Origin of the sequence: Sphingobacterium gobiense (assembly GCF_002980575.1) — a bacterium.
GTDB classification, from domain to species: Bacteria; Bacteroidota; Bacteroidia; order Sphingobacteriales; family Sphingobacteriaceae; genus Sphingobacterium; species Sphingobacterium gobiense.
Genome location: NZ_PVBS01000002.1, coordinates 715,277 through 727,222, shown reverse-complemented (window position 1 = coordinate 727,222; position 11,946 = coordinate 715,277). Strand labels below are relative to the sequence as shown.

7 protein-coding genes are annotated in these 11,946 nt (G+C 44.5%); all 7 read right to left on the bottom strand.

Translation table 11 applies throughout. The features are described from left to right. Positions 1-24 precede the first annotated feature (24 nt). Positions 25-3,312: a glycoside hydrolase family 2 TIM barrel-domain containing protein gene (locus C5749_RS11970; protein WP_245893744.1), complete on the bottom strand. Its 3,288-nt coding sequence runs from the start codon at positions 3,310-3,312 to the stop codon at positions 25-27. Further along, the gene (locus C5749_RS11965; protein ID WP_105727021.1) at positions 3,290-5,449 is read right to left on the bottom strand and encodes an alpha-L-rhamnosidase-related protein; all 2,160 of its coding nucleotides are present in this window, start codon (positions 5,447-5,449) and stop codon (positions 3,290-3,292) included. The genes C5749_RS11970 and C5749_RS11965 overlap by 23 nt, the downstream gene beginning before the upstream one ends. A 1,264-nt stretch (positions 5,450-6,713) precedes the next feature. Further along, positions 6,714-8,003 carry an L-fucose:H+ symporter permease gene (fucP, locus tag C5749_RS11960; protein ID WP_105726329.1) on the bottom strand — a complete coding sequence of 430 codons (1,290 nt, stop codon included), beginning with the start codon at positions 8,001-8,003 and terminating at the stop codon, positions 6,714-6,716. A 12-nt stretch (positions 8,004-8,015) separates the two neighbouring features. Continuing rightward, positions 8,016-8,468: a MaoC/PaaZ C-terminal domain-containing protein gene (locus C5749_RS11955; RefSeq protein WP_105726327.1), complete on the bottom strand. Its 453-nt coding sequence runs from the start codon at positions 8,466-8,468 to the stop codon at positions 8,016-8,018. Between the two features lie 40 nt (positions 8,469-8,508). Further along, on the bottom strand, positions 8,509-9,597 hold the full coding sequence (locus C5749_RS11950) for a Gfo/Idh/MocA family protein (protein WP_245893743.1): 1,089 nt from the start codon (positions 9,595-9,597) through the stop codon (positions 8,509-8,511). Then, positions 9,588-10,811 carry an extracellular solute-binding protein gene (locus tag C5749_RS11945; protein ID WP_105726325.1) on the bottom strand — a complete coding sequence of 408 codons (1,224 nt, stop codon included), beginning with the start codon at positions 10,809-10,811 and terminating at the stop codon, positions 9,588-9,590. Before C5749_RS11945 ends, C5749_RS11950 begins: the two co-directional genes overlap by 10 nt. Further along, a complete protein-coding gene (locus C5749_RS11940) occupies positions 10,804-11,946 on the bottom strand; it encodes a CaiB/BaiF CoA transferase family protein (RefSeq protein WP_105726323.1) in 1,143 nt (380 codons plus the stop codon). The genes C5749_RS11945 and C5749_RS11940 overlap by 8 nt, the downstream gene beginning before the upstream one ends.

The window sequence follows — 11,946 nt, the reverse complement described above, 5'->3', positions numbered from 1 at the left end:
ATTTTCTTTTTAAATCTCCCGTCGCTACTTTATATATTGCTTTACGTCTGCTTCTGCATCCATAGGTATCAGATGAAACGAATAACGGTAGTTTTGTGCTGGAATTTGATATTTTTCTAATGGCGCAGATACATCTGTCCAACTGTCATTTCCGCCTACCCCCATTTGTTTCAAGTCCACGTTCAACGTTATTTTATCTTCTTTTTTCAGCTTGAACCAATGTTTGCTTTCTTCTATTGCTTGTTGCGAGAAGGGCCATGCACTCATGTACAATGGCTGATCGCCTATAACCAAAAGGCCTGCGTTTTTCTTGTTCTGCAATTGAAACCAACGTACATCCATCCGATTACCGTTTTCCTGTGGAACCAAATATGGCTCCATAAATTCTTCGATATCCATGGCGTATACACCTAAATCAAATCCGTAAGCCCTATCGGGATAATTTTCCATAAAGCCTAGTCCATAATATTGAATCTGCTCGAACGTGGGGTTGACACCTAGCTGTAAACCTACTTTAGGAATGTTTGGCAAACCGTCTTTTACCTCCAACTGGAAATTGACAGACACGATACCCTGCGGGTTGACAGCATAACTGACCGTCACGTTGGCCGAATCGCCGGGCAATGCATAACGAGACTCTATATGTATGGCATCTGCCTCTTCTCGCATGCTCATGTTGACTAATTTTTCCTCGTGATACCAGTACTTCAATTTTCTGTCTGGTTTCCATCCTCTGCGGTCGTTCTCCGTTGCCGGACGCACGAAATTCGGCAATACGGCCTCATTGATGATTTCCTCACCGTTGTATGCCAATCGTTGTAACGCACCCGAAGATTTACCAAAAACCGCTTCAAATGCGGTTCCGGCAACGCGGTATTCCGTCTCGTTTTCTTGTACTTTTAAGGCCTTCCCGGTAGGTTTCAATGGCTTCATTACGCTCCCTAACTCCTGCCACCGCACCTGTGAGGAAGAAACGACAAAACCTTCAGGCGCCCAAAGTTCGTCCGCCTTTAAACGAAACTGTATATCCAGTTGATATTCTTTTTCTTTTTTCGGTTTGACCGGAATATAGGAGAGCAAATCCATTTCCGTGGAATCACCCGCAACCAGATCGATATCGGGTAATACCACTTCGCGCACTACTTCTCCATTTTCTCTGATCAGCATGAAAGGCTGATAGTAATTCAGATTACGTTCTACAGCACGGTTCTTTATCCTAACCCGTGCTGTTTTCCTGTCTAATAAGGTAATCTCTGCCGACTGATAAATCCGTTTATTGTCATACATCGCGGCCTTTGGACGGTTCCAAGGGTCCACAATGCCATTTAAGTTAAAGGCTCCGTTATGAATCTTTTCTCCAAAATCCCCGCCATAAGCCAAGACTTTACCGTATACGGAGTCTTGCCGTATAAGTCCCTGATCTTTATAATCCCAAATAAAACCGCCAATTAGCCGCGGATGTGCGCGGAAGATATCCCAGAAATCTTTCATGTTTCCGGTTGAATTTCCCATAGAATGGGAATATTCTACAAAAAGAATCGGGCGGTTATCTCCGTTATCCTGTTCCAACAACAGCTTCGGCGTAAAAATGCCTGGGTAAAACCTTGATACCATATCGACATAATACTGATCCCGCACGTTCTGCAACCGATAAGCGTGTGCATTCGATTTGGGATAACGTGGGTCGGAAGGATCTATATAGCCCGGCAGCTGATGACTTCCCATCGCCGGCTCATAATGCAATGGCCGTGTAGTATCGAAATCATGTATCCACGCCGCCATCGCTGCTGTCGTTGGCCCTCTACCCGATTCATTTCCTAATGACCAAATGACGATCGAGGGATGATTCTTATCACGCTCGACCATCCGGGTGACGCGCTCCATGTGGGCCGCTAACCAAGCTGGATCGTTCATCAGTTTTCCGCCTAAACCATGCGATTCCATGTTTGCCTCATCCATCACCATGATGCCATATTGATCACACAGTTCATAAATGTAGGGGTCGTTCGGATAGTGCGACGTGCGTATGGCGTTAAAGTTAAACTGTTTAATCTGTCGGATATCGGCTTCCATATCCGCTCGTGTCAATGCTTTTCCTCGTTCAGGATGGTGGTCGTGCCGGTTAACGCCGTAGAGCTTTGTCAATTTTCCATTGACTAAAAAGGCACCCGTTTCTTTAGAAATTTCGATACTTCGGAAGCCCACGTTACAGCTCTTCGCTTCCAACAATTGACCTTGTTTATCATACAAAGTAATAACTAATCGATATAAATTGGGATCTTCTACCGACCATTTTCTGGGATTGGGAATATGAGTTTCTAACAGTCCGAATTTTACATTATCCAATCGAGGATATATCTCATCGAAAATCTCTCCTGCATCTCGATGCATCTCTTTTGAGAGAACGGGATTATTATGCTCGTCATATAATTGTGCCTTCACTGTAAACCCATTAATGCTATCTCCTGAAAAGTTGTCGATCTTTGGTCTTAAAGAAAACTTAGCATCTTGATAAGCGGAGTCAAGCGTAGCTTGCCAATGGAAATCTGCAAGACGTACCGTTGGTTCGGCCATTAAAAACACATCGCGATGTATACCACTCAGCCGCCAGTGATCCTGATCCTCTAAGTAGGATGCATCGCTCCAACGAATGACTTGTACCGAAATACGGTTCTTGCCGGGTTGTAAATAAGGCGTTGCGTTAAACTCTGAAGGCAAATGCGAGTCCTCGGCATAACCGACATATCGATCATTTATCCACAGGTGATAAGCTGACGAAACCGCACCGAAATGCAACGTGACATTCATACCGTCCCAATCGGTCGGCAAGTCGAATGTCCGCTGATAAGAACCGACGGCATTGTAATCGGTCGGTATACGTGGCGGATCGATCGGTAGAAAAGGATATACTGCCGAACGGTAAATCGGAATATCGTATCCCTTCATCTCCCAATTTGAAGGCACCGAAATCTTATCCCAACCGTTTACCTCCGAAAGATGAAAATCCTTCGGTGCATCCGAAGGCTTAATAGCAAATTTAAAATTCCACTCGCCATTCAGGAATAAAAGACGTTTGTTTGCTTCACGGTCGTTTTTCAATGCTTCCGCTACCGAAGCATAGGAATAAGCCGTTGCACGAGCCGGTTCCCTATTGATTGCTGTTATGGTCGGATCTTCCCATGCGGAGGCGATCTTGCCATCTGGGATCGGCGGAATGACAGCAGGCTTCCCGTCTACGGTCTGCCCCTGTACATGCACAGAATATAACAATAGCAATAAGCCTAAAGCACTACCCCTCATATTCCACTTCATAATCAATTCCTTTTTCCAGTTCCAACGTATAGGTATTTTCAGACACTTTTTTTATTTCCCCATGGTTTGTCTGTGGCAACGATTTACTGACGATCTTCAGTGTACCGCTGCCAATAGGAGATTTCACTTTGATATTCTTTTTCGATACAAAGAGTTCTATTTCGCCAAGTGGCGTCGGTACTTTTCCCTCCATCCATTCCTGCGAAGCCAAATACGGCGCTACCGTGTACGTTTCATAACCCGCAGACGTTGGTTCTACGCCTAAATAATATTTTCCTAACAAATAAATTGGACTTGCTCCCCAAGAGTGGCAAAGGCTCTTGCCGAATTCCCGACCATACATGGTGTAATGTTCTGCGCCTTGCTTTTCGGGGTTATATTCTTCCCAAAAGGTTGTTGCTCCCAACTTAAGCATGCCACCCCAATAGCTTTTCATTTCATCCATCACATAATCTTTCTCTCCCAATGCACAAAGTGCCTCTAGCTCGTAATAACGCATATAGGGGGTCACGATCTTTTTGATATTATCGTTGAGGAGCACGTTCTTTTTAACCCCTTGCTGCTGCTCTGCGGATAGGTAATCGAAAAAGATCGCAAACATATTCGTGTAGCGCGTTACCTCTTCCGTTTGTTTTCCGTCGATGCGGCTGTGGACAAATGCAGTTTTTTGATCATTCCAATAATAGTCGAAAAATTTCTGTTTTAATACATCGGCTTCTTTCGCATAAAAACTTTTGTCTTCCGGTATCTGCAGCAAATCCGCGCATAACGCCATCGTCTCCAGGCTCCGGCATAACAGCAGTTGCTCAAAGCTGACCTCTCCTTTTTTACTCAATCCTTCCGCCCAATCGATAAAGACCCAATCGCCAGCCAAACCTTCCATTAAACCAGCTTGATTTCTTCTGTTTAGACAAAATTCCATCAAGGTTTGCATTCTTGGGTATACCGATTCGATAAACTCCTTGTCGCCTGTATAGTGGTAATAATCGTATATACTCAAAAACCAATAGAACGTGTAATCCATAATGGTGTTGATATGACTAATGGTAGGTTCTTTTCCACGTAGTGCTAAGATGGTACGCTTCACCGTCTCGGAATCAAATCCCAGATAATAGTTCATGGCATACGACTGGTAGGCATCACCACTCCATATCCAACGGTCGCGTTTGATACCATCAATATAAAACTCCCGGGATGTCAATTCCATCGTATATTTCGCGACTTCCCATATTTTATTCAATTCTTCATCAGAACTCCGGAATGTACCTCTGTCTTCCACTGGCAAGTACTCGTATTGCATCGAAACCTGATCAAACTGTACATTTCCTTGCGGTTCGATATAGACGTACCGGAATGCTTTAGAAAGATCCAATGTGCTATCTTGGGCAGTCGACAGTGCCACATCTAATATATCCAGCGTTTCACAGGTCGTTGTTGCCAACGCTTCCTCTTTCGATTCACCATAATAAATGGCTACGTTTCCTTCTCCCTGTAGCTTGTGCAATGTTAGAAAACCAAATGTATTCTTGCCGAAATCTACCAGGAAGCCGTTATCATGGGCAGTTTTACGCAACGCTTGTTCAGGTCGGGTAGGCAGTTTAAATTGAGATGGCTTTTCATTTGGATCGTCCATATTCCAATAGCCTGCTTTAACATACGTGGTCCCCGATTGGTCAGAAGCTTTTCCGGTTTCATCAATCCACTCCTTGTCCTCGAATGTTACTAGCCATTCTTTGTCTGTATGGACATGCTTACCGGTAACATACAATGCGGGTACGTGGGCCTGATTGTATACTTTGATATTAATCTGTTGCTTTCCTTTCTCCAACTTTACTGTGGAAGGCATGCCGGGCAACATCTTACCGTTCACTTTTACATTATATTTTCCTTCAGCATGAATCGTAATTTCATCGGCTTCTGGCAAATCGAATTGCTTGCTAAACTCAACTAGTACATAATGGCTGTCCATCTTCCAAAAGGGAGGAAAAAAGGTACCCCGCTCCGTCCTGCGATTTTGCATATCGTTACTAAGCCAGACCTCAAAATCTCCCGGATACCAAATCCAAGTACTCGCCTGTTGCGCAAATGATGTGACTGCTGCAACTAAACAGCCTACAATTAAAATTAATTTCTTCATCCTATTCTTTATACTGGTTGAAAACGCATTTATGCTAATATCGTATAGGGCATTACAGCTTGTTACAACGTTGACTAGATACAATACCATTATCTTTTGGCACATTTAGCACCAATTACAAACATACCTTAAAAGTAGGCGGAGACCTTATAATATTTTCTCTAGGTATTATATTATGTTAGCTTATTGTCTATTGAATCCCATTTTATTAGAAGCATTATCTTCTCGAATATTTAAATTCTATGAATGCGATAACAAAAACCCCTCCCATTTCCCCTTACAAAAAGATCTTCGGCTAAGAGAAATAAACCTCCCCATCTCCCTTAGTTACCATGCTTCCGGACTCAAGGTAAAGGACATTGCCGGTTCGGTGGGATCAGGCTGCACTGCTAACCTCGCCGGCAAGATAGTCCAGCGTCAAGCCCAGTGCCGAAGTGATTTTCTTTGCCGCCTCGATGGAGGGTACGGCCTCACCGCGCTCCTACTTGCCGACCATTTCCCTTAATACACCCAGGGGGGTACTGCGGTTACGGATTACGGAACCAATGTCCTAAAGAAACCAATGATCTTTACACGGGGTATCTTGTACGGTCATCGTTCAGCTACTGCTAATCGTACTACAGATAGTGAAAAAATTAGTGAAAGCCGCAAATATAGGAAGGTGCGTCTCCTAAGAAGGGGGCTATTTGGGTCAATTTCGCATCCAACACCGGATAGTTGTGACGCGATTAGCCCCCTTGGAGCAAGTTTTAGCTAAAAAACCGGGTTTACAGCCTGTGAACGCCTGTTTTTAGGTAAGTGATCACTAACCAATGTGTCGTAACTTTGCGTCAAAAGCAATTACTTTTGATGTAAAAGCGATTACTTTTCGACCATCTGTATATCAAGATGACGCATTTGTCATAACAGTTGGGATAAATGCATATACGTTTGGCTGACAAGTGAATACTTTTCGACTATTTGCATATCAAAATGACGTATCGGCATATACTTATAACGCAGCAGTAAGACGGAATGGCCTATCTGTATGACAAGCCGGATCAAAAGTAATAGCCTATGGGCCAAAATATATACAGAATGCGACAAAAGTATGTACGAATGAACCAACTACATATACAGTTGCGTCAACTACATATGCTACTGGGATAAAAGTATGTCGCGCTGCCTCAGAAGACCCGCTCACCTAACACGATATAAGTTTTCCGATGAAGCATTTTTTGCTTTCTTTAATATTGCAATCCCTGTTACAGTAATACACATTGCGTTACGATGGCGTTTTATATCCCCGTAATCCAAACCATAGAATAATGAGGTAGCAGACGAAAGGTACAACATACCCAAATTGCGCATTGTCACCGGCGATATCAATAATTCCTCCTGTAATGTAAGGAAAGATCGCTCCACCGACAATCGCCATGATCAACCAAGACGAAGCCTGCTTGGTATCTCTACCTAATCCTACAATTCCTAACGAAAAGATAGTAGGAAACATAATCGACATAAAGAACCCTAAGCCTCCCAATGCGTATAACACAACCATACCAGAGCCCAAAATCGCGACCCCAGCCAATACAGTACATACTAAGGCGTATAATGCTAACAAGCGATTCGCCGTCGTATAGCGCAGCAGGAATGTTCCTACGAATCTACCTACCATAAAGAGCAATCCGTATACGCCTAAATAATAACCTGCGGTTTTCTCATCGACCCCGGCACCTTGTTGCGCCATACGAATAAAAAAGCTTGTTACACAAACCTGCGCACCAACATAAAAAAACTGCGCGATGACTGCAAAAGCCAAATGTTTATGCCTCAACACGGAAAAAAGACCAATTTTAGTGGCTTCTTCGGAATTTGTTTCATCTTCCTTAATCTCCGGCAGCTTTACAAAAATAAACACCACCGCTACAAGCAACAGAATCAGTCCTAAAACCAGATAAGGTGCTTTGACGGTAGATGCCTCCTCCATAAGATAGGCCGTTCTTTCCACCTCAGCCATGGAGCTCAGTTCTAACTCAGAAAAACTTTTGCCAGATAGAATAAATGTCGTTCCAATGATTGGTGCAACCATAGCCGCCAGACCATTAAATGATGCCGCAAGATTAAGGCGATGTGTCGCCGCTTCGGGTTTACCCAAAATAGCGGCATACGGATTAGCTGCTGTCTCGAGCACCGCCAGTCCACATCCGATGATAAACAGAGCCAACAGAAACAGCTCGTACATGCGGTGGTCTGCTGCAGGTATAAATAAGAATGCTCCTATAGAAAAAGCAATCAATCCTAAGATGATGGACAGTTTATATCCCCACCGTCGAAGCAGATACCCGGCCGGCAATGCCATGATAAAATAGGCTAGAAAAACAGAAGTATCTACTAATGCCGATTGACTGTTGTCCAACTGACAGGCTTTTTTCAAATGCGGAATCAAAACGCCATTTAAATTATGCGCCATCCCCCATAAAAAAAACAAACTGACAATCAGAATAAAAGGAAACAGATAACCTTTAGATCCTCCGTTGGTTAATGTTATATTTTTTTTTGTACCGAGTTCCATGAGGTAAATAAATTACGTAGTGGCTTCTTTACGTTTAGCAAGTAAAATATGGTCTGCCACCAAAACCACTTCACCGTGTTGGTTGATGATCTCCACATGCTCTACGACCGTTCCAAATTCCGGCTTTTTGGCATCGGATTTTTCGGAAATCGTCACTTCTGCATGTATTGTATCGCCAATAAAAACAGGCTTCACAAAACGCAGGCGGTCGTACCCCTTCGAAAATGCCTCCGGGTTGATAACAGACGCCGTAAGGCCTATTCCGATAGCGAAAATCATAGTACCATGAGCAATCCGCTGGCCGAACGGCTGTGTCTTACACCACTCGGCATCCATATGGTGCGGAAAGAAATCTCCGGTGTGTCCGGCATGTACGACAAAATCCGTTTCTGTAATCGTACGACCTAATGTCGTCCGTTTATCTTCTAATGTATAATCTTCGAAAAAAATAGATTCAAAATGCATGTCTTAAGATATAAGTGATGAATTATGAGTGATGAGTTATTTATCCTTGTTTTCTGTAGTCGATGGGTTGTCCTCCGGCTTCGCTACTCTGATAAGCTGCTTCAACCACGGCCATGGTGTTGATAACATCCTCCACAGCGGCAGGCAAAATATCTATTTCGCCAAGCTTATACCGCATGAGGCTACCCATACTGCCGATGAACGCATCGGGGAACCAAGTGCCTTCAATAGGGTATTTAACCCATTCTGGCGTACTACCATCTTCCGGTCTAATACAGTATTCAAATACATCGGGCACGCCGTGTGGGTAATCCTGCAACAGTCCCATGGTCGCCTTTATTGCGCCTTTGGTTCCTTCCCATTTGATATAACTTTCTTCGTGATGTGGTCCGAACTCATGGTCGTGGTTGGTGTTGACCACTGCATGCATGGTATCACCGTAATCAAACAAGAGCGTTGTCCGGCTCGAAGATAGGGCTTTCGCTGGGTGTTTCAATGTTTTGGCGTATATCGACTGTGGATCGCCTAAAAAGGATCGGATCAAGTCGATATAATGCACACTGTGATACAATATCTCCAATCGCGGGTGTACCATCACATGAGGAAACAACTGCCAAGGTGTGTGTACTGTTACACGGACTTCCATATCATATAACTCACCAATATATCCTTGTTCGATTAGCCAGCGCGCTGCGTTTACAAAAGGTGCCTGCCGGAGCTGGCAGTTGATAGCTGCCACTAAACCCTTGCGTTGGCAAACTTCCAAAATGGCTTTACTTTCGGGATAATAATCACCCATGGGTTTCTGGATCAATACCGCAGCGCCGTCAGGCAACGCTTCCAATGTCTCGATAAATTTATTGGGCATAATCGTGATATCGTATACGGTTTCTGCAGGTGCGTTCAATACCGCATCCTCAACCGTATCATATACGTGAGGAATATCAAACTCCTGAGCCAGCATTTCTGCTTTAGACTTCGTACGGTTCACAATGCCATGTACGTTAAAGCCCGCTTTGCGGTATGCCGGCAGGTGGGCATCTTTCACAATGCCCCCCGCTCCGATGATAACGATGGGCAAAGCGGTTTTGGGCAATATGGTTTTATATTGAATGTCTATCATATCCATGCATTTATTTTTTGTTGTGCCTTCGCAAGCAGCGAAAAACTATCTTCTTCCGTTTTAATTGCTGTCGAAACCGCTTCATCTATAATATGGGCAATTTGCGTCCAGTTAGCTAACCTAGGGAGCGTACGAGCTGTTTCATGCAATTCGCCAAGTTTATTATAAAAGGGTATAGAAGCATTAATGTCTGCGTCGTGCCAGGTAGAATACCGGCACCCTACACCGCCTGCTAAAGTCAGCCTTTTATCGTTTATCTTGTTCACTGCAAAACGGATAAAATCGTAGGCCAATGCTTTATGACGGCTGCCTTCCGGGATAGCGTATAACCAGTAAACATTCAGTGAGGGGGATAACCCCTCCTTGGTGGACGGAATAGACGCTATATCCACTTTTCCCTGTACAGCAGACGCATCGTCGATCTGTGCCCAAGAAGCGAACCCAAACCAATTGACCATCATCGCCACTTCGCCACGGGCAAACGCCGCACCGGCCTGAACAGACTCATAAGCGGTCGATTTTGGATGTAAGCCTGTAGGCTCTCGAAACAAACGCCGATAAAAATCCAAGGCCTCTACAGCAAGTGATTGATCCAGCTTGACCGGGATTCCATCGTGGGATAGATCACCTCCTCGAGACCAAAGCTGAATGCAGAAGTCAAATACGGCATTATGTCCATCAGGATAGCCGGCAAAGACCGTACCGTACAAGTTATCATCCGGTCGGGTAAAAAATTCGGCAATCTCGACAAAATCGCTCCATGTTTTCGGCGGCACCAAGGCTTTACCATAACGTTCTTGAAAGCGTGTCTGCTCGTCCTTATCTTCGAACAAATCTTTACGCAAGACTAAACATTCCGGCCCATCGTGAAAAGGAAGTCCATAGGTATGTCCATCAAAAAGTTGCAAATCTTTCAAGCTAGCCGGCCAAGCGTCACCAGCATCTTCAGGTGGATTTCGGGCAAGCAAATCATCCAGCGCAAACAAACCCTTTGTTTCATAAGCGCGTGTCACCCAATCCGTATTAATATGCACAATATCCCAATCACCGTTATAAAGCCCTTTATTGTCAAAAAAAGCCTCCGTCAACTCTTCCAAATCCAACGGCACAAATTCTATCGCTATCTCCGAAGGATATTGTGTTTGATAGGCTGTCCAACATTGTTCCATCGCCCGCTCAAAGGGGTCAAATTTGCGAACGGCAAAACGTAACTTAGCCATATAACTCCTCCAATATTTTTTTCGTATGCTCTCCTAATTTCGGTGAGCCTTTTGTAGATGTTAGTAATTCCCCGTCTATGCGGATCGGACAGCGTGTAGTTTCGTAGCGGAAGTCATCTCCCATGGACACTTCCTGCATCATATTCAAGACCTTAAAACCATCGTGCTCTGTGAGGCGACGCCAGTCTAAAACGTCAGCGCACCATATATCGGCCGCTTCGAGAATCGCCAACCAGTGCGACGTTGACCTAGCGGCTAGGTGTTTCGCTAGAATGGCTTTAATGGCATCTCGTTCTAGGAACGCCTGTTCGCCATCTGCGAAATTTTCGAGTTCAGCACAATCCAACAACTTTCCTAGGTAGGGGATTGACCCCATCGCCAAAGCCAAAAAGCCATCGTCTGTACGATACACACCGTAGGGCGCCGCTAAATAAGCATGGGCATTGTTCACTGCACTCCGCTGCGGCAATAACTTTCCGTCTCTAAAATAGGTTGTTACTGTTTCGAACTGTATATCTACAGCCGAATCAAGCATACTTACGTGTACATGTGCGCCAATCTCTTGTACAGCACGACGGTATAAACAAGCTAGTATTCCACTACAAAGATTTGATCCGGCAAACATGTCTACAATAGAAAGTCCCATCGGAACCGGTCCATTCGAGGCATTTCCATTAAGCCAAGTCATCCCCGTAAGGGATTGTAACAGCAAATCCTGTCCCGGTTTAGTAACCCAAGGCCCTGTTTTTCCGTAACCTGAAATCTCCCCGTAAATAACCGTCGGATTGATCTCACGAACAGCCGCATAATCGAAGCCTAGACGTTCCATTACCCCCGGACGAAAATTATGCATGACCACGTCGGCTTTGCCCAACAAGTCCCATATCACTTGTCTATCGGCATCTTTTTTTATATCCAACACCACACTTTCCTTATTTCGGTTGATCGCATGAAAGACGGTGGATGTACCGTTTAAAACGGTATCCGACGTATACAACTGTCGGCAGATATCGCCCGTTTCGGGCTTTTCTATTTTGATTACCCGCGCCCCAAGATCAGCTAAGCGAAGACTTGCTAACGGTCCTGAAAGGAATTGGCTAAAATCTATAACGGTATAACCTGCTAATGGTAACAT